Source organism: Nocardia cyriacigeorgica, from assembly GCF_010868145.1.
GTDB lineage: Bacteria > Actinomycetota > Actinomycetes > Mycobacteriales > Mycobacteriaceae > Nocardia > Nocardia cyriacigeorgica_D.
The window spans coordinates 41,470-59,547 of the sequence record NZ_JAAGUY010000009.1; the positions used below are offsets into that span (position 1 = coordinate 41,470).

The 18,078-nt window shown below is 66.5% G+C and carries 16 protein-coding genes, 1 tRNA gene and 1 pseudogene; 8 read left to right on the forward strand and 10 right to left on the reverse strand.

Annotation, left to right across the window (positions count from 1 at the left end; genetic code table 11):
* Positions 1-137 precede the first annotated feature (137 nt).
* The 3 genes from GV792_RS13265 to orn form a co-directional block, all read right to left on the reverse strand.
* Positions 138-623, reverse strand: coding sequence for an Lrp/AsnC family transcriptional regulator (locus tag GV792_RS13265; RefSeq protein WP_163824404.1), 486 nt, complete (start codon positions 621-623; stop codon positions 138-140).
* A gap of 98 nt (positions 624-721) precedes the next feature.
* A tRNA-His gene (locus GV792_RS13270) sits at positions 722-794 on the reverse strand.
* A gap of 55 nt (positions 795-849) precedes the next feature.
* Positions 850-1,491 carry an oligoribonuclease gene (gene orn / locus GV792_RS13275; protein ID WP_163824405.1) on the reverse strand — a complete coding sequence of 214 codons (642 nt, stop codon included), beginning with the start codon at positions 1,489-1,491 and terminating at the stop codon, positions 850-852.
* 280 nt (positions 1,492-1,771) lie between these two features.
* Between orn and GV792_RS13280 the strand changes: the two genes are divergently transcribed.
* Complete coding sequence (locus GV792_RS13280) at positions 1,772-3,526, forward strand: helicase HerA-like domain-containing protein (RefSeq protein WP_163824406.1); 1,755 nt, start codon at positions 1,772-1,774, stop codon at positions 3,524-3,526.
* An 88-nt stretch (positions 3,527-3,614) separates the two neighbouring features.
* Here the strand turns inward: GV792_RS13280 and GV792_RS13285 are convergent.
* Positions 3,615-4,067: pseudogene (locus tag GV792_RS13285) on the reverse strand (diaminopimelate decarboxylase family protein); the annotation flags it as partial.
* A gap of 400 nt (positions 4,068-4,467) precedes the next feature.
* Here GV792_RS13285 and GV792_RS13290 point away from each other — a divergent pair.
* A complete protein-coding gene (locus tag GV792_RS13290) occupies positions 4,468-5,442 on the forward strand; it encodes a peptidase (protein ID WP_309138468.1) in 975 nt (324 codons plus the stop codon).
* Between the two features lie 25 nt (positions 5,443-5,467).
* Here GV792_RS13290 and cmrA read toward each other — a convergent pair whose 3' ends face one another.
* The 3 genes from cmrA to GV792_RS13305 all read right to left on the reverse strand — a co-directional run bounded on the left by cmrA (position 5,468) and on the right by GV792_RS13305 (position 9,077).
* Positions 5,468-6,271: a mycolate reductase gene (cmrA, locus tag GV792_RS13295; protein WP_163824407.1), complete on the reverse strand. Its 804-nt coding sequence runs from the start codon at positions 6,269-6,271 to the stop codon at positions 5,468-5,470.
* A 169-nt stretch (positions 6,272-6,440) separates the two neighbouring features.
* Positions 6,441-8,477, reverse strand: a complete 2,037-nt coding sequence (locus GV792_RS13300; RefSeq protein WP_163824408.1) for an NADPH-dependent 2,4-dienoyl-CoA reductase — start codon at positions 8,475-8,477, stop codon at positions 6,441-6,443.
* Between the two features lie 21 nt (positions 8,478-8,498).
* Entirely contained in the window at positions 8,499-9,077 is a 579-nt protein-coding gene (locus GV792_RS13305) for a PadR family transcriptional regulator (RefSeq protein WP_163824409.1), read from the reverse strand.
* Between the two features lie 230 nt (positions 9,078-9,307).
* Here GV792_RS13305 and GV792_RS13310 point away from each other — a divergent pair, with 230 nt between their 5' ends.
* On the forward strand, positions 9,308-10,642 hold the full coding sequence (locus tag GV792_RS13310) for an MFS transporter (protein WP_163824410.1): 1,335 nt from the start codon (positions 9,308-9,310) through the stop codon (positions 10,640-10,642).
* 15 nt (positions 10,643-10,657) lie between these two features.
* Here GV792_RS13310 and GV792_RS13315 read toward each other — a convergent pair whose 3' ends face one another.
* A complete protein-coding gene (locus tag GV792_RS13315; RefSeq protein ID WP_256668028.1) occupies positions 10,658-11,266 on the reverse strand; it encodes a TetR family transcriptional regulator in 609 nt (202 codons plus the stop codon).
* Positions 11,267-11,446: 180 nt separating this feature from the next.
* Between GV792_RS13315 and GV792_RS13320 the strand changes: the two genes are divergently transcribed.
* From GV792_RS13320 to GV792_RS13340, 5 genes are all read left to right on the forward strand, one after another.
* Positions 11,447-12,505, forward strand: coding sequence for a ferredoxin reductase (locus GV792_RS13320; RefSeq protein ID WP_163824412.1), 1,059 nt, complete (start codon positions 11,447-11,449; stop codon positions 12,503-12,505).
* 19 nt (positions 12,506-12,524) lie between these two features.
* A complete protein-coding gene (locus GV792_RS13325) occupies positions 12,525-13,709 on the forward strand; it encodes a fatty acid desaturase family protein (protein WP_163824413.1) in 1,185 nt (394 codons plus the stop codon).
* The gene (locus tag GV792_RS13330) at positions 13,710-14,051 is read left to right on the forward strand and encodes a hypothetical protein (protein ID WP_163824414.1); all 342 of its coding nucleotides are present in this window, start codon (positions 13,710-13,712) and stop codon (positions 14,049-14,051) included.
* Between the two features lie 219 nt (positions 14,052-14,270).
* Positions 14,271-14,591, forward strand: a complete 321-nt coding sequence (locus GV792_RS13335) for a hypothetical protein (RefSeq protein ID WP_163824415.1) — start codon at positions 14,271-14,273, stop codon at positions 14,589-14,591.
* 173 nt (positions 14,592-14,764) lie between these two features.
* The gene (locus GV792_RS13340; RefSeq protein WP_163824416.1) at positions 14,765-15,493 is read left to right on the forward strand and encodes a DUF4389 domain-containing protein; all 729 of its coding nucleotides are present in this window, start codon (positions 14,765-14,767) and stop codon (positions 15,491-15,493) included.
* A 50-nt stretch (positions 15,494-15,543) separates the two neighbouring features.
* Here the strand turns inward: GV792_RS13340 and GV792_RS13345 are convergent, their stop codons facing one another.
* A complete protein-coding gene (locus GV792_RS13345) occupies positions 15,544-16,785 on the reverse strand; it encodes an MFS transporter (protein ID WP_163824417.1) in 1,242 nt (413 codons plus the stop codon).
* Positions 16,782-17,894, reverse strand: coding sequence for a PLP-dependent cysteine synthase family protein (locus tag GV792_RS13350; RefSeq protein ID WP_256668033.1), 1,113 nt, complete (start codon positions 17,892-17,894; stop codon positions 16,782-16,784). The genes GV792_RS13345 and GV792_RS13350 overlap by 4 nt, the downstream gene beginning before the upstream one ends.
* Positions 17,895-18,078 lie beyond the last annotated feature (184 nt).

Here is an 18,078-nt window from a genome sequence, read left to right on the forward strand (position 1 = left end):
CGGTGCAGCGAAATGTGCCGTGGAAGGGTGATCTGTGTCAACAGTCGTGCAGAAGGTTGATCAATCTGCTCAAAAGTGATCTGGAGCACTTCGGCAAGTGCGTCAGTCTGCTCGAGCGTGAGGAGACCTGAGTCACATCAGGGTGTCGGTGGGGTCTTCGTCAGATGGTCGACGATCGGCAGGCAGCGATACTCGATGGGCGTGGCCAGTGCGAGCATCGTCTCCGTGTGTTTCACACCGGGGATGGCGTGCACGCGCTGGATGATTTCGAGCGAGTCCTGCTGGGATTGCGCGGCGATGCGTACGAGGAGATCCGCGCGTCCGGTGGTGGCGTGGACCTCGAGGACGTGCGGGAAGGCGCGCAGGGCCTCGACGATGGCGTCCATCATGTTCTGGTCCAGTTCGATGCCGAGGAACGCGTGGACGGCGAATCCAATGGCCTGTAGATCGACGTCGGGTGGGTATCCGCGGACGGCGCCGGAGGTTTCGAGTCGCTTCATCCTGGCTTGGACGGTATTGCGGGCGATGCCGAGGCGCTGGGCGAGTTCGAGAATCGGCGCGCGCGGGTCGGCGGCCAGCTCTGCGAGCAGCGCGGAATCGAGTGCGTCGATCTTGAGGGCCATGCCGCATTCTCGCACGGTGTGGTCGGTGCGCTCGGGCCGGAAATCGCGAGAAAAAGGTCAGGCCCGGGAAAATGTTCCCGGGCCTGACCTTCACTTTGGGTGAGTGACGGGACTCGAACCCGCGACAGCCAGGATCACAACCTGGTGCTCTACCAACTGAACTACACTCACCATCGCCGGTGTGACACCGGCGCGGTCGATAGTAGCGCGTCAACCCCTCTCGGAGCTAATCGGTTACCGGCGCGTCGCTGACCTGGGGTTTTTCCGCCTCGCCGGACACCTCGGCCGCGACGGTGGCGATCTCGGCGGTGGACGGACCCGGTGCGGCCACGAACGCGGTGCGCCGGTAGTACTCCAGCTCGCGGATCGACTCCTTGATATCGGCCAGTGCGCGATGGGTCAGACCCTTCTCCGGCTGCCCGAAGTAGATCCGCGGGTACCAGCGGCGGCACAGTTCCTTGATCGAGCTGACGTCGATCATCCGGTAGTGCAGGTGGCTGTCGAGCGCGGGCATATCGCGGGCGATGAAACCGCGGTCGGTGGCGATCGAATTGCCCGCCAGTGGCACCGTGCCCGGGGTGGGCGCGAACTGACGGATGTAGTCGAGCACCTGTTGCTCGGCCTCTTCCATGGTGACCGTGGAGCGGCGCACCTCGTCGGTGAGGCCCGAGCGGGCGTGCATGTCGGCGACCACGGGCGGCATTGCGGCGAGGGCCTCGTCATCGGCGTGGATGACGATGTCTACTCCGTCGCCGAGAATATTGAGGTCGCTGTCGGTCACGAGTGCGGCCACCTCGATCAGCTTGTCGCTGTCCAGGCGCAGCCCGGTCATCTCGCAATCCATCCACACCACTAATTTGTCGGACACTCGCCATACCCTAGTCAGCGCGGAACCGGGCGTGTCCGATTACCTCACTTCGCCTGTCCGCGCCCGATCCGGCGATACGCTGTTCGCCAGGTGCATCGGCGCGAGAGGTTCCGGCGTTCGCCCGCGTCGATGTGCTCCTCGGTAGTCCGGTTAGGCGTTCGATGCTGCGGGAAAGCCGCATGCGAAGTACCCGCCCATTCGGAGCTCGGCGGAGTCGTGGTCGCGCACAGTCACGGCCGTCCGGGTGGCGGGTGTTCCGCTCGACACAGGAGGACCTGCGATGACCACCCCACAGGAGAAGGCCGCGGCTGCTCGCAAGGCAGCGGAGGAGGCCGCGCGGATCGCTGCGGAGGCAGCCGCGGCGGCGGAGGCAGCCGAAGCCGAGGCCGCAGCGGCGGATACGCACGCGGCCCCGGCCTCTTCCAGTGGAGCCGAAGGCGCGGCGGCAACCTCCGGCGGGGCGGCCAGGGGCGGTGCCGCCTCGGCCGAACGGGGTGCGGCGGCCGATGGCGGCTCGTCGAAGGCGAAGGAGATCGCGGCCGGATACGCGGTCAAGGGCGCGGCGTTGGAGCTCGGCACCGTGATCGTCGACGGTGCGGTCGATCCGGCTGCCGGGGTGCGGATTCCGCTGCGGATGATGAATCGGCACGGTTTGGTCGCCGGTGCCACCGGTACCGGTAAGACCAAGACCTTGCAGGGCATGGCCGAACAGCTCTCGCGCGCGGGCGTTCCGGTGGTCATGGCCGATGTGAAGGGCGATCTGTCCGGGTTGTCGCAGCCAGGGGAGCGGAACGAGAAACTGGCCGAGCGCGCCGTCGAGACCGGCGCCACCGACTGGGCGCCCGCCGGATTCCCGACCCAGTTCGTCTCGCTCGGCACCGACGGCATCGGCGTTCCGATCCGCGCCACCATCACGTCGTTCGGCCCGATACTGCTCAGCAAGGTCCTCGGCCTCAACGAAACCCAGGAGTCGACGCTCGGTCTGATCTTTCATTGGGCCGATCAGCGGGGCCTCGGTCTGCTCGACCTGAAGGATCTGCGCGCGGTGATCCAGCATCTCACCAGTCCCGAGGGCAAGGCGGATCTGCAAGGCATCGGTGGTGTCTCGTCGGCGACGGCAGGGGTGATCCTGCGTGCGCTGGTGAATCTGGAGTCCGACGGCGGCGACACCTTCTTCGGTGAACCCGAACTCGACCCGGCCGATCTGTTGCGCACCGAAGGCGGGCAGGGTGTGATCACCCTGTTCGAGCTCGGCGCGCAGGCGGCACGGCCCGCGATGTTCTCGACCTTCCTGATGTGGGTGCTCGCCGATCTGTTCCAGACCCAGCCCGAGGTCGGTGATGTGGACAAACCCGAGCTGGTCTTCATCTTCGACGAGGCGCATCTGCTGTTCGCCGATGCGTCGAAGGCGTTCCTGGACCAGGTGGAACAGACGGTGAAGCTGATCCGGTCCAAGGGTGTCGGCGTGTTCTTCTGCACCCAGCTGCCCACCGATATCCCGAATCCGGTGCTGTCCCAGCTGGGTGCGCGGGTGCAGCATGCGCTGCGCGCCTTCACCCCCGACGATCAGAAGGCGCTGTCGAAGACGGTGCGCACCTACCCGAAAACCGATACCTACGACCTCGAGCAGGCGCTCACCTCGCTCGGCACCGGTGAGGCGATCGTGACCGTGCTGTCGGAGCGTGGTGCGCCGACGCCGGTGGCGTGGACGAGGATTCAGCCGCCTCGCTCGCTCATGGACACCATCGGCGCCGACGCCATCAAATCGAGTGCGCTGGCCAGTGCGCTGCACGGAAAGTACGGGCAGACGGTGGATCGTGAGTCGGCCTACGAGATGCTCGCGGCCGGTGTCGCGGCGGCCGAACCGGAGGTGGAACCCGCGCCCGCCCCGGGCCGCTCACCGGCCGAGGAGCAGGATTCGGCCGCCGAACGCATCATGAAGAACCCGGCGGTGAAGACCTTCCTGCGTTCCGCGGCAACGGTGGCGGGACGGGAGATCACCCGAAGCCTCTTCGGCACCCGTCGCCGCCGTTGATCACATAACGTGTGGCGGCCTCACATACCCGTGCACCCGGCAATCTCGCCGAAACCGATGTGCGGTGTTCACGGCATCTCGGCGTTGGCTATCGACCGACTTCGCGGGCGAGGAGGTCGGCCGGGGTCTCGCGGCGCACGAGTTCACGGGCTCGGCCGTCGCGAACGGCGATGATGGGCGGGCGGCCGACGCTGTTGTAACACGAGGCAAGGCTGTGGTGGTAGGCGCCGGTGCACGGTACCGCCAGCACCTCGCCAGGGCGCAGATCGGCCGGCAGGCGGACGTCGGCGGCGACGATATCGCCTGCCTCGCAGTATCGTCCGGCGACGGTGGCGGTGATCTGTGGGCCGTGGGGGTGGCGGCCGACCACCACCACCTCGTACCGTGCGCCGTACAGCGCGACGCGAGGATTGTCGTTCATGCCGCCGTCGACGGTGACGAAGGTTCGGCCACCCTCGATATGTTTCACCGACAGCACTCGGTACAGCGTCACCCCGGCCCGCGCCACGATCGCCCGGCCCGGCTCCATGGCGATGACCGGGCCTGCGGCCACACCGCCGGATCCACACGCGACCGCATCACCGTCCGCAAAGACGGAAGTATCTCCAGCAGCGTCACGGGTCTCTCCCGATCCGTCCCCGCTTTCTCGGTCTGCGGGGCCACCACCAGATCTACGCCTCGGGTGGTGCGATGCGTGCACCCCTGACGGCTCCTTGACATGGACGAACGGGATCCTGATCCGCTGTTGACGGGGTGCTCCTCGGGGAGCGTTCGGCCGGTGGGCGGCCGGGGCTCTTTATGCCGCCGCGCGGGTTCCCACGGGCCGCCACAGTGTGACGGTCCGGCCCCTGTCGCGACTCGAAGTATTTGCGGGACGATTGCCCGTGCGGCAAACTCGGTGGTCGGGCACCGAATCGGCTGACGTCTGACCGGAGGACCGGGTGAGGGTGTATCGCGCGCTGACGCTCGCCGCATTCGTGTTGCTCGCTGTCGCGAGTTGCGGTGACGAGACGAAGAACCTGGCAGATGCGCCGTCGCGACCGGCGATGCCTGCACCGGTCATCCCAGCGCCGCCACCCGAGTTCTGGTCCGCACCAGCCGTCACTCCGCAGCAGCACGCCACTGTCGCGCAGGCGACGCGTCAGATCGACGTATGCTCGCTGATTCCGCGCGATACCCTCGACGACCTCGGAAACGTCGAGAGCGTGACGGTCGGGCTCGACTCGTGCAGGTCGATCATCGGCATCGATGCGCGCGAGGACAGCACACTCACCTGGCACGCGACCCTGCTCCCTGAACTGACCCCGGGCCGGGGCATCAGCAAACAGCTCGGCGACGTCAGCATCCGCCTGATTCCCGACCGCGACGATGGCCCGCCGCGCGCCTGTGGTGCCACTGCCCGCTTCCCCTCGGGCGCCGCCTTCTACCTGGGCCTATCGACTCCGGGGCAGGACCCGTGCGCGGTCGCGGACGGGCTGTTGCCCGGGATGATCGACCGGTGGCGACAGTCGCCGCCCCAGGGCACCTCGCCGGACACGGTCTCGACGGTGCTGCTCGGCGCCGACCCGTGCGCTGTCCGCGCGATCTTGGCCGGCACCGCAGACACCGACCAGCGCCGGCTCACCCAATGCCTGTTCCGGTACCGCGACGAGACCGTCACGGTCGGCTACGACTATCGCGTCCCCACCCATGTCGCGGCCAACAGCATCGAGGAGAAGTTCGACAACCGCACCGTGCACCGCTCGGTATCGCTGTACGACAGCAGCATTCCGATCTTCACCGCCGTGGTCGGCCCCGAACTGCCGCCGGACAGCACCATGTTCGGCACTCGCGTACCGATCGTCGAGGTTTCCGCAGCGAACGACGGCGTCGCCAGAGAGGTCATGAGCAGGGTCCTGACCCTCTTTCCACAGTGAGTCGCCGTCACGGTTGTCGCGGCGGTCAGCCCCCGAGCTTCTTGTAGAACGCCCCGGCGACGGGAGCGGTCATCGCGCGTGGTCCGTACTGCCCGGCCACACTCATACCCTTCGAAATCAACCCGGGCACGATTCGCATCTTGTTGCGAGCCAGGGCGTCGATGGAACCCTTGGCGGTGGATTCCGAGGAGACCCACATGAAGTCGGGGACCATGCGGTCGACGATCGACGCCTCCGACGGGTCCGGGGTCTCGGTGCGGACGGGACCTGGTGCCAGGAGGGTGACGTTCACGCCGGTGCCCTTGAGCTCACCACGCAGCGATTCGGAGAAGGTGTTGGCGAAGGCCTTGCTCGCGGCATAGGTGGCGTTGTTCGGGATCGGCATATTTCCCGCCGCCGAGCCGCTGATCAGGATGCCGCCCGCGCCGCGCTCGATCATGCCGGGCAAGACCGCAAGGGTGAGGTCGTGCACGGCGACGGCGTTGAGTTCGAGCTGATCGCGCTCATAGGCGGGGTCGAGATCGGCGACCGCACCGAACGTCGCGATGCCCGCGTTGTTGCACAGGATGGCGATATTGCGTGCCGACAGCTCCTCCACCAGCGGCGCCCGCTGCTCCCGGTCGGCGAGGTCCACCGCGCGCACCTCGGCGGTGATGCCGTGGGCGAGGGTCAAACGCTGTGCCAGCTCCTCGAGGATGTCCCCGCGGCGGGCCACCAGGATCAGCGAATATCCGCGCATGGCCAGCTCGGCGGCCAGCGCGGTTCCGATGCCGGACGACGCTCCGGTGACGACGGCACGATTGTCGGCGGTGGGGGCAGGCAAGCTCACGCCATGAGCGTAAGCGACACCCGTCCGCCACGTGTCGCTGGCCGACGACCGACCGCGGCACGGCGACGCGAACCGCTTGGTGCAGACGAATCGCCGGCCTGGGCTCCGGCGACGGGTTGCCATCGCTCGGAGCCCGGGCCCACGCTGGTCGGGCCGGTGGCTGCTCAGCTCACAGTCGCGCGGCCAAGCGGGTGCCCTGGTTGATCGCGCGCTTGGCATCCAGTTCGGCGGCGAGTTCGGCGCCACCGATGAGGTGCGGGTTCACCCCTGCGGCACGCAGGTCGTCTTCCAGGTCGCGGACCGATTCCTGCCCGGCGCAGATGACGACGTTGTCCACCGGGATCAGCTGCCGACGCTCGCGCTTGTCCCCGAAGCTGATGTGCAGTCCGTTGTCGTCGATGCGTTCGTAGTTGACGCCGCCGATCTGCTCGACGCCCTTGGCCTTCAACGCGGCGCGATGCACCCAGCCCGAGGTCTTGCCCAGGCTCGTACCGAACGTGCCGGACTTGCGTTGCAGCAGTACCACATCGCGGGCGGCGGGGGAGGGGACGGGCGTCGCGAGCTGGCCGCGGACCTGCTCATCGGCGGAATCGACGCCCCACTCCTGCTTCCACTCGTCAAGCTTCAGCGTGGGATGACCCTCGACGGTGAGGAATTCGCTGACGTCGTAACCGATGCCGCCGGCACCGATCACCGCGACGCGCTTGCCGACCGGCTTCTCTTCGCGCACCAGTTCGGCGTAGGTCAGCACCATCGGGTGGTCGATGCCGGGGATGTTCGGAATGCGCGGGCGCACACCGGTGGCCAGCACTACCTCGTCGTAGCGGCCCTCGATGAGTTCGGCCGCGGTGGCGCGCTTGCCGAGATGAACGGTGACGCCGGTGAGTTCGAGTTTGCGGGTGAAGTACCGGATGGACTCGTCGAACTCCTCCTTACCGGGGATACGACGCGCGATGTCGAACTGGCCGCCGATCTTGTCGTCGGCCTCGAAGAGGTCCACTCGATGCCCGCGCTCGGCGAGATTCACCGCGGCCGACAGCCCGGCGGGTCCGGCGCCGACCACCGCGATGCGTTTGGCGCGCCGCGTTGGCAGCAGCTTCAGCTCGGTCTCGTGCCCGGCTCGCGGGTTGAGCAGACAGGAGACGGTCTTGTGCTGGAATGCGTGATCGAGGCAGGCCTGATTGCAGGCGATGCAGGTATTGATCTCGTCGACCCGGTTCTGCGCGGCTTTGTTCACCCATTCCGGGTCCGACAGGAACGGGCGTGCCAGCGAGACCAGCTCGGCATCACCGCGGGTGAGGATCTCCTCCGCGATCTCGGGCATATTGATCCGGTTCGACGCGCACACCGGGATGTTCACCTGAGAGGTGATCTTCGCGGTGAACTCGACGAACGCCGCACGCGGCACCGACGTCACGATCGTCGGCACCCGAGCCTCGTGCCAGCCGATATCGGTGTTGAGGATGTTGGCGCCCGCGGCCTCGAGTTCCTGTGCCAGCGCGATGATCTCGTCGAAGGTCTGGCCCTTCTCCACCAGCTCGGCCATGGACAGCCGGAACACGATGATGAAGTCGGGTCCCACCGCGGCGCGGGTGCGGCGCACGATCTCGACTGCGAGCCTGCGCCGGTTCTGCGCCGATCCACCCCACTTGTCGGTGCGCTTGTTGGTACGCGGGGCGAGGAACTGATTGATGAAATAACCTTCACCACCCATGATCTCGACTCCGTCGTAGCCGGCGAACTTGGCCAGCCTGGCGCAACGCGCGTAATCGTCGATGGTCTGCTCGACGCCCTTGGCCGAGAGCTTGCGCGGCCGGAACGGGTTGATCGGCGCCTTGATCGAGGACGCCGACACACTGCCGGGCATGTACGAATACCGGCCCGCATGCAGGATCTGGAGTGCGATCTTGCCGCCTTCGGCATGCACCGCGCGGGTGATCGCCCGATGCCGATAGGCCTCGGTCTTATTGGTGAGCTTGGCGCCGAACGGCAGCAGCCAGCCGGTCCGGTTGGGTGCGTAGCCGCCGGTGATGATGAGCCCGACACCGCCGCGCGCGCGTTCGGCGAAGTAGGCGGCGAGGCGGTTGGTGTCCCAGGCCCGATCCTCCAGACCGGTGTGCATCGACCCCATGATCACGCGATTGCGCAGCGTGGTGTGGCCGAGGTCGAGGGGTTCGAACAGATGGGGGTAGCTGGTCGATCTCACGATCGGGCTCGCTTTCTGGCGTCAGTCCGCGCCCGGGGCTGTCGGGTGCGGTGGCGGGGTGTTCGGTCGCGGTTGCAGGGCCTGCAGAACCTCGTCGCACCATTCGATGGACCCGGACTCCAAGCGGATGCCCGCGCGGAGTACCAGGTACTGGTGCAGCCCGGTGCCGGTGAGCTGATCCGGCGCCGGGAAGTCTCGTTTCTCGATGAGCCGGTACAGCTCGAGCTGGTGAGTGTGTTCGGCGCGATGGCGGGCGACCTCTGCGCGCAATGTGTCGAGATCGCCATAGGAGGCGGCCCGCACCTTGACGAACAGTTCGTTGCGCTGGCGTTCGATGTCGGTGGGCGCGCCGATCCAGCGCGCCAATTCCGCGCGACCGGCTTCGCTCACCGAGTAGACCTTCTTGTCCGGTCTACCCGCCTGGGCGACAGATTCGCTGTGCAGCCAGCCGGATTCCTCCATGCGGCGAAGCACTCGGTAGATCTGCTGGTGGGTGGCGCTCCAGAAGTAGCCGATCGATTTGTCGAATCGCGCGGCCAGTTCATAGCCGGATCCGGCGCGTTCGGTCAGCGAGACCAGCAGGGCATGCTCGAGAGCCATGCCATTCAGGTTATTCGATACCCGAAGTACTATGCAACTGGGTGCATAACCGCGGTGGTTGCCGTAGCGGGGTGGGACGGGCCACCAGGGTACGACCGACGGTGATCGTGAACGTCGCAATCGCTGCGGCCGGCCGCGAAACGGCCTGTCGGCAAGACGCCGGACAACCCCTCCGGCAGGGCGCGAACCGAAGACCGCCCGCGGGCCGCACCGTCGATTAGGGTTCGCGTATGAGCGAGGTCGACGCGCGCGGTGAGACCGGTATCGGGCGCGGTCAGGTGGTGGCGTGGGGGCTGTGGGACTGGGGCTCGGCGGCGTTCAACGCCGTCATCTTGACCTTTGTGTTCTCGGTGTATCTGACCGACAGCGTCGGCGACGATCTGCCCGGCGGTATCTCGGCGAGCGCGTGGTTGGGCTGGGCGCTCGGCATCGCAGGCCTTGTGGTCGCATTGACCGCGCCGATCAGCGGGCAGCGCTTCGACGCCACCGCCAGCCGCAAACGCTCGCTCGGCGTGCTCACCGCGTTGACCGTTGTCGCGATGGTCGCGATGTTCTTCGTCCACGACGACTACCACGATCTGTGGCTTGGGCTGGTCCTGCTCGGCTTCGGTTCGGCCTGCTTCGAATTGGCCAATGTGCCCTACAATGCCATGCTGCGACAGGTGTCGACACCGGCCACCGTCGGTCGCGTCTCCGGATTCGGCTGGGCGATGGGCTATTTCGGTGGCATCCTGCTGCTGCTCATCTGCTATCTCGGCTTCATCGCCGGTGACGGCGATCAGCGTGGGCTCTTCGGCATCCCCACCGACGACGGGCTCAATATTCGGCTGGTGGCGGTGCTGGCCGCGGTGTGGTTCGCGGCGTTCGCGCTGCCGGTGCTGTTCGCGGTGCCGGAGGTGGTGCGCACCGGTGCCGATCCTGGCGCGGCGACCGCCGGGCTGCTCGGCTCCTATCGGGTGCTGTGGCGGGATCTGCGCGAACTGTGGGTCGAGGATCGGCGAACCGTCGGCTTCCTGCTGGCCAGTGCGATATTCCGGGACGGGCTCGCCGGGGTGTTCACCTTCGGCGCGGTACTGGCGGTCGGGGTGTACGGCTTCGCCGACGATGATGTGCTGCTGTTCGGCATCGCCGCCAATGTGGTCGCGGCGCTCGGCGCGATCGTCGCGGGCCGTTTCGACGACCGGGTCGGCCCGAAGCGGGTGATCGTGGTGTCGCTGGTGGCGATGTTGATCTGCGGATGCGCGCTACTCGCGGTCTCCGGTCCACTCATGTTCTGGATCTTCGGCCTGCTGCTGACCGTTTTCGTCGGCCCCGCGCAGGCCTCGGCCCGCTCGTTCCTTGCTCGCCTCGCACCCGCCGGCCGTGAGGGCCAGCTCTTCGGCCTGTACACGACCACCGGCCGGGCGGTGTCGTTCCTCGCGCCGCTGCTGTTCGGATTCTTCGCCTGGGCGTTCGCGACCGACCGGGCGGGCATCGTCGGGCTGCTGGTGGTGCTTGCCCTCGGCCTGCTCGCACTACTCGCGGTTCCCTCGCCGGATCCGGTGAAAGACCACACCGGCTCCTGATCTGCGCGGGGTTGCCTACGGCTTCCAGGCGCCCATGCCCAGTGCGATGAGCCGCACCTGATACACCGTGCGGTCGACGGTCGGCTGCTGGTCGCGTGGTGCGGCGGCGACGTAATCGGCGATACCGTCGGCGACGGTGGAGACGATCAGATCCGCGGCAAGCTCGAGATCCTCGGGTGACCAGGAGTCCAACGCGCTGATGCGCGAGAAGTCGACCACCAGTTCGCGCACGATCAGCTGCATCTCCAGGGCGATCGCCTGGCGTAGCGCGGCCGATCCACCGCGCCGCTCACGCGTCAGGAAGCCGAACAATTCTCGTTTGTCGCTCACCTGATCGAAGACGAAACGCACGGTCTCCGATATATGTGCGTCCGGCCGGCGACGCAGTTGCCGCAGCGCCAGGCGCAGCGCCTTGACACCTTCGTCGACCAGGGTGGCGCCAAGATCGTCCAGCGAGGCGAAATGCCGGTAGAAGGCCGTGGGCACGATGCTTGCGGAGCGGGCGATCTCGCGCAGGCTGAGCGCGGCGAACCCGCGTTCGGCGGCGAGGGCGAGGGTTCCGTCCAGCAGTGCCCGCCGGGTGCGCTCTTTGCGCTCGACTCGGGTTTCCGCCTGCTCGCTCATCACGGTGAGCATACATCCGTTCACCATGCGCCTATTCCGTAGATGTAGTTCGCGTCACATGAGCTCCTGGTTGACATCCATCCCCGGTCATCGGTCACACTGTTGAGTGTACAGACGTACACTGAAATTTGTCTCGGGCTCGTCCGCCGAGTATGACCAACGACAGGCACGGAGAACCGCATGGTGGATCTCATCAATCTGGTGCAGACCCTGACCACACCGCATCCGCTCGACCGCTATCTGGAGTTGGTGCGCCCGATGCTCACCGCCAGGGAGATGCGCGCGGAGGTCGTGCGGGTGGATCGGTCGGTGCCGGGGACGGTGTCGCTGTCGCTGCGGCCGACGCGGCAGTGGGCCGGCTTCCTGGCCGGCCAGTTCGTGCAGATCGGCGTCGTCATCGACGGCGTGCGCCACACCCGCTGCTATTCACCGGTGAACTCGCAGCATGAGCGCGACCGCCGCATCGACCTCACCATCCGGGTGCATCCGCAAGGGCTGGTGTCGCAGTACCTGCACCACACGGCCGAACCCGGCCTCGTTGTCGATCTGACGCCGGCGTCGGGTGTGTTCCACCTGCCGCAGTCGCGTCCGGACCGTGTGCTGCTGATCAGCGGCGGCAGTGGCATCACGCCGGTGCTGTCGATGCTGCGCACCCTCACCGAAGAGGGGTATTCCGGTCCGGTGGTGTTCCTGCACTACGCGCGCACACCGGAATACGTTCCGCATCGCGCCGAACTGGCCGCCCTCGCCGCCGCCCATCCCAACGTCGCAGTGGAGATGCGGTATCCGGAGCTGGACGGCAGCAAGTTCGGCTACGACGAACTCGAGCGCATCGCACCGTGGTTCGCCGACGCGCACACCTACCTGTGCGGGCCGGGTCCGCTGATGGATTCGGTGCGGACCGTTTTCGACGCCGAGCAGCTCGGCCATCGCCTGCACACCGAGGAGTTCACGCTCTCGGTGGCACCGGTCGACGCCGCCGACGTCCACGGCACCGTGACCTTCTCCGCCAGTGGTGTCGACGCCGACAACACCGGCGAGAGCCTGCTCGAACAGGCCGAGGCTGCCGGGCTGACCCCGGAGTTCGGCTGCCGGATGGGAATCTGCTTCTCCTGCACCGCCGTCCGGCGGACCGGCTGCACCCGCAACCTGCGTACCGGTGAGACCGACGCCGATCCCGATCAGCCCATCCAACTCTGTGTCAGCGCCGCCGTCGGCGACGTCGACATCGACATCTGACAACTGAAGGGGAGCAACGATGACCATTCTGACCGAGACGAAGGACGGCCCGCTCGTCCTCACACCGGACCAGGTCGAGGAGATCGGCCGTGCGCTCGACGAGCTGCGCGACCGCATCGTCGCCGACCTCGGCGAGCGCGACCGCGAGTACATCTATTCGATCATCAAGGCGCAGCGCGGTTTCGAGATCGCCGGCCGCGGCCTGATGTACCTGGGGTTCCTGCCGCCGTTCTGGCTGGCCGGCGTCGCCGCGCTCGGTGTGTCCAAGATCCTGGACAATATGGAGATCGGCCACAACGTCATGCACGGCCAGTACGACTGGATGCGTGAACAGGGCCTCAATTCCCGTGTGTTCGAATGGGATACCGTCTGCCCGGCGGACCAGTGGAAGCATTCGCACAACTACATGCACCACACCTATACCAATATCCACGGTCGCGACCGCGATATCGGGTACGGCATCCTGCGCATCGACGAGGGCCAGAAGTGGAATCCGTACTACCTGGGCAACCCGGTGTACGCGTTCCTGCTGATGGTGTTCTTCGAATGGGGCGTGATGCTGCACGACCTGGAGGCCGACAACATCATTCAGGGCAAGCGCAAGTGGTCAGATCTGAAGCCGCTGATCAAGGGCCAGCTGCGTAAATCCGGGCGTCAGGTGCTCAAGGACTACATCATCTTCCCGGCGCTGACCGGGCCACTGTTCGTCAGCACCCTGGCCGGTAACTTCACCGCGAACATCGTCCGCAACCTGTGGGCGTACTCGATCATCTTCTGCGGACACTTCCCGTCGGGCGTACAGACGTTCACCGAGGAGGAGACCGAGGTCGAGACCCGCGGCGAGTGGTACGTCCGGCAGATGCTCGGCTCGGCCAATATCTCCGGCGGCACACTGTTCCACATCATGTCGGGCAACCTGTCGCATCAGATCGAGCACCATCTGTTCCCGGACCTGCCCGCCAATCGTTACCCGGAGATGGCTCCCGAGGTCGAAGAGCTCTGCAAGAAATACGGTCTTCCGTACAACACCGGCCCGTTCAGCAAGCAGATCGGTTCGGTGTGGGTGAAGATTTTCCAACTGGCTCTGCCGCCGCGTCTGCTCGAATCTCGTTTCGCCGCCCTGCTGCCCGCTGCACTGCGGAAGAAGCCGGCACCCGGTGTTATCGTGATTCGACAGCGGAAGGCTACCGAAGTGGGCGTGTAAATGATCGGGAAATTCGAAGCCAACAAAGATTTGATCCAGGAATTGACGTCTTCCGGTGCCAGGCATGTCGGCAATATCGCCACCATCATCACCGGCACCGTCGCCGACGTCACCCGGGAGATCGGTGAGTGGATCACCGACGCGATCGAAATGAACGAAGCGGCCGCAGCGGCCAAACGTGACGCCGCCGACGCGGTCGAGGTTTCCGCCGACGATCCGGAGTTCGCCGCCGAGCCCCGGGTCACCGACCTCGATGACGATCCGCGCTACGGACCTGATGCCACCCCGGCGAGCTATGTCGAGGCCGAGGTCGTCGATCCGGAGACCGACAGCCCGCGCTAGCCGGGGCACCGACCACCATCGCGGCGAACCCCGCGGATGGATGCGCCGGGCCGAGGGGCTCCGACTGGGACGGATACCCCCTCGGTACCGGCGCGATCCGTCTTCCTGGTGGCTGCGGTTCCACGCGGCCGCTGCCGCCTGGAACCGTCAGCGCACCGTCGGCAACTGCCCGCGCGTAGTGCCTGCACACCGGCAGTCGATGGGCTAGCCTCGGAGTCTGTGCCCGCCTATGTGTCCTCGCCCGAGTTGACATTCGGCTTCATGTTCGCGCTGGAAGACCCCGAGCGAATCGCCGAGGTCATCCGCGATCTCATGCTCCGCCAGACCGTATCGGTATTCCGGCTGGCCCGGCTGTCCGACGACGCGGGCCCACCGCAACGCTATGTCGTGAATTGGGCGTCGATTCCGCAGATCACCATCACCACCAGCGCACCCGAACCCGATGTACTGCGCGAAGGTCGCATCATGCTGGTGAACGCGTTTCTCGGCGAGGACGGCGATATCAGCCTGTACTCCGCGCACGGAGAAGCGCCCCACTGACAGCAGATTTCCGGTCGGGATGGGGCGCAGGACCGCATCTGTTCACCGGCGAATGAGTTGTCGGCGTGTCGGTACCGCATCGTTGCCGATGCCGAACGCGTTGTGCGACACAATCACCACATACGGCGATCATGCCGCTCTGCTCCCCGAGCGTTGGTGAAGGAGTGTCGAACATGCAACCCGGCAATCCCGAGAATATCGGCATCCCCGCGACATCCGGCTATCCCGTCCACGTCCGCGGCGACCTGGACCCCGCGCTGTCGCGCTGGATGTGGCTGGTGAAGTGGATTCTCGCCATTCCGCACTACATCGTGTTGCTCTTCTTGCACATCGCGTACGCGGTCGTCACGATCATCGCTTTCTTCGCGATTTTGTTCACCGGGCGGTATCCGCGCGGCCTTTTCGATTTCAATGTCGGCGTGATGCGCTGGTCGTGGCGGGTCACGTTCTACGCGTGGGGTGTGCTCGGTACCGACAAATACCCGCCGTTCTCCCTCGATTCGAGGCCGGACTACCCGGCCGACGTCGTCGTCGACTATCCCGACCGCCTGCATCGCGGCTTGGTGCTGGTGAAGTGGTGGCTGCTGGCGATCCCGCACTATCTGCTGGTGGGTGCCATGGTGAGCGGCACCTGGGCCGCCACCGGCTGGGATGATGAGGACTGGTCGGGCGTCTATGCGCCCCCGCTGCTCGGTCTGCTGGTCTTGATCGCGGTCATCGCGCTGCTGTTCACGGCGCGCTACCCCGGTGGCCTGTACGACTTCGTCCTCGGGATCAACCGGTGGGCGTTGCGTGTACAGGCGTACTCCTCGCTGATGCGTGACGAGTACCCGCCCTTCCGGCTCGATCAGGGCGCCCGCGAGGGCGATATGCCGGACCGGCCCGTCGGCCTGGACAAATAGCCCATCGTGGTTGCGGGTGGTGGCCGCTGGCGGCCACCACCCGCGGTCTGTCAGCCCACCGGAACCGGCGCCGCCAACCGGCCGGCGCGGGTGAGCAGCGCAAGCCCGCCCGCCGAGATCGCTCCGATCACGATCAACCCGGCCCAGGCCAGGGAACTGAGACCGGCCGCGCGTGCGGCGTCCAGGATGGTGCCGGTACCCAGATTGCCGAGCAGGATGCCGATGCCGACGATGGTGTTGTACAGCCCATAATGGGTGGCCACCAGCCGATCACCACACAGGGCGACCACGGTATCCATCTCGAACGGAAACACCGCCGCCGCGCCGACACCGAGCACCGCCGCCGTCAGCAGCATGACGCCGATCGCCACCGGTGTGCCAAGCGCGGTTCCCGGTACCAGTAGCAGCGGCACGAACGCGGCGGCCAGGATCGCCATGCCGATGACAAGGCTCTGCGGCCGCCCCCAGCGTGCGGCGAACCAACGGGTGATCCGTAGCTGGCCTGCGATGGCGATGATCCCGGACACCACGAACACTGCCGTCATCAGGGTGGTGGCGGCCTCGGCGCCGACCACCCGAGTCGCCTGCATCGGCAAGGCCAGATACACCTGGAACGAGAGCACGTAACAGCCGATCATCGCCGCGGCGAAGAGCAGGAACGGGCGATTGGCCACGACCACGCGCCAATCGTCGAGCACCGACGCCGACTTCTGTTCGGCCTCATGCTGCGGCAGCGCCCGCAGTTGGGCGATGGTCAACAGGGCGAACACAATCGCCGACCCAGCGGCGGTGGCACGGAAGTCGAGGGTCATCAACGCCAGCCCGACCACCGGACCGAACAGGATGCCGGCCTGGTAGAAGATATTGAACATCGCGAAGGCCTCGACCCGGCGGTCGGCGGAATCCACTGCGAGATAGGCGCGCACCGCCGGATTGAACAGCGCACCGGCGAAACCGGTAGCAGCCGAGGCGATCAGCAGCGCCGGTAGCGAATCCGCGAAGGCCAGCAGAGCGAAACCAGCCGTGCGCAACAAACATCCGGCCACGATCAGCGGTTTGTAGCCGAGTCGATCGGCCAGTGTGCCGCCGACCAGGAACATACCCTGCTGGCTGAAGTTGCGGATGCCGAGCACCAGTCCGATCGCCCACGCCGCCAGCCCAAGTGGCCCGGCCATGTAACCGGCCAGGTAGGGCATCAGCATGAAAAAGCCGGTGTTGATGGCGAACTGATTGATCATCAGCATCCGGCTCGGTGTGCTGAAACTGCGATACGTCGTGACGAACTCGGTCACCGGATGGTCTCCTGTGCGGTCGAGGCATGGTCGTGGCGCCGGTCGATGTCATCGGCCATCGGCCGATGCGATGTCGTAGCCGGTTCGGTACGGCGCCCACGCGGATCGAGCACGGTGGTGCAGCGGGTCCAGCTGGTGACCACTGCTTCGCCGGGGTGCGTGATCGTCGCGGGTTCGTCCGGCACCGGAATACCGAGCAGGCCGTGCGTGTGGCAATAGTCGTCGTTGTAGACGGTGTCGAAATAACGCAGCGGACCGTCCGGGAATACCGCCGCGATCCGCACGTCCGGCTCGCTGGTACGTGCCAGCCACCCGGCGACCAACGCCACCGCACCGACGCTCCATCCACCGCTGGCATAGTGGGTCGCCGTCAGTGCCCGGCACGCCCACACCGCCTCTGACGGTGCGACCCAATGGATTTCGTCGAACGCCGGATAGTCGACGTTATCGGGATGGATGCTGGACCCGAGCCCGCGCATCAGTCGCGGCCCCGCAGGCTGTCCGAAGATGGTGGAGGCCACGGTATCGACGCCAACGAGCTTCAGATGCGGAAAGTATCGGCGCAGCACCCGTGCGACTCCGGATGAATGGCCGCCGGTGCCCACCGAGCAGACCAGTACGTCGATCCGGCCCAGCTGTGCCACCAGCTCCAGCGCCAGTGACTCGTAGGCGTCGCGGTTGTCGGGATTGCGGTACTGGTCCGGGCACCAGGCCCGGGGATCCTCGGCCAACAGCTCGGCGACGCGATCGCGGCGGGCCTGCTGCCAGCCACCCACCGGATGTGGCTGTTCCACCATCTCGACTCGCGCGCCGTAGGCGGTGAGCATATGCCGCATGAGCGGTTCCAGCCCGGGATCGGTGACAAGGGTGACCGGGTGGCCGTGCACCATCCCGGCCAGCGCAAGCCCGAGCCCGAGGGTGCCGCTGGTGGATTCGATGATCGGATCGCCGGGCGCGAGCTCACCGCGTGCGGTGGCGCGCTCGACCATGTGCAGGGCGGTGCGGTCCTTCATACCGCCGGGATTGGCGCCCTCGAGTTTGGCCCAGAACCCGCGACCGGAGGGTGCCAATGGTTCGGTCACCCACAGGACGGGCGTATTACCGACCATGGTGGCCGGGCGTGGGCAGCGGTTGGCAGTGGTCAGCAGTGCCGCCGGGCTGACGTGGGCGTCAGCTGCGTGCCGGTGCGTGTCGGTTCCGGGCCGAGTGGCCGAGGCATGCAGAGACATGGCAGCAGGCAGGGCAGCACTGTGCAGTGCAGAGGTCATGGTGAACAGTCGATTCTGTGCGGTC

Coding starts and splice junctions, on each gene's coding strand:
- GV792_RS13330 (WP_163824414.1), top strand. CDS start 13,710: ATGATCGGGAAATTCGAAGCCAACAAAGATTTGATCCAGGAATTGACG.
- GV792_RS13310 (WP_163824410.1), top strand. CDS start 9,308: ATGAGCGAGGTCGACGCGCGCGGTGAGACCGGTATCGGGCGCGGTCAG.
- GV792_RS13340 (WP_163824416.1), top strand. CDS start 14,765: ATGCAACCCGGCAATCCCGAGAATATCGGCATCCCCGCGACATCCGGC.
- GV792_RS13320 (WP_163824412.1), top strand. CDS start 11,447: ATGGTGGATCTCATCAATCTGGTGCAGACCCTGACCACACCGCATCCG.
- GV792_RS13280 (WP_163824406.1), top strand. CDS start 1,772: ATGACCACCCCACAGGAGAAGGCCGCGGCTGCTCGCAAGGCAGCGGAG.
- GV792_RS13305 (WP_163824409.1), bottom strand. CDS start 9,077: ATGGCTCTCGAGCATGCCCTGCTGGTCTCGCTGACCGAACGCGCCGGA.
- GV792_RS13315 (WP_256668028.1), bottom strand. CDS start 11,266: ATGAGCGAGCAGGCGGAAACCCGAGTCGAGCGCAAAGAGCGCACCCGG.
- GV792_RS13350 (WP_256668033.1), bottom strand. CDS start 17,894: ATGGTCGGTAATACGCCCGTCCTGTGGGTGACCGAACCATTGGCACCC.
- GV792_RS13325 (WP_163824413.1), top strand. CDS start 12,525: ATGACCATTCTGACCGAGACGAAGGACGGCCCGCTCGTCCTCACACCG.
- GV792_RS13265 (WP_163824404.1), bottom strand. CDS start 623: ATGGCCCTCAAGATCGACGCACTCGATTCCGCGCTGCTCGCAGAGCTG.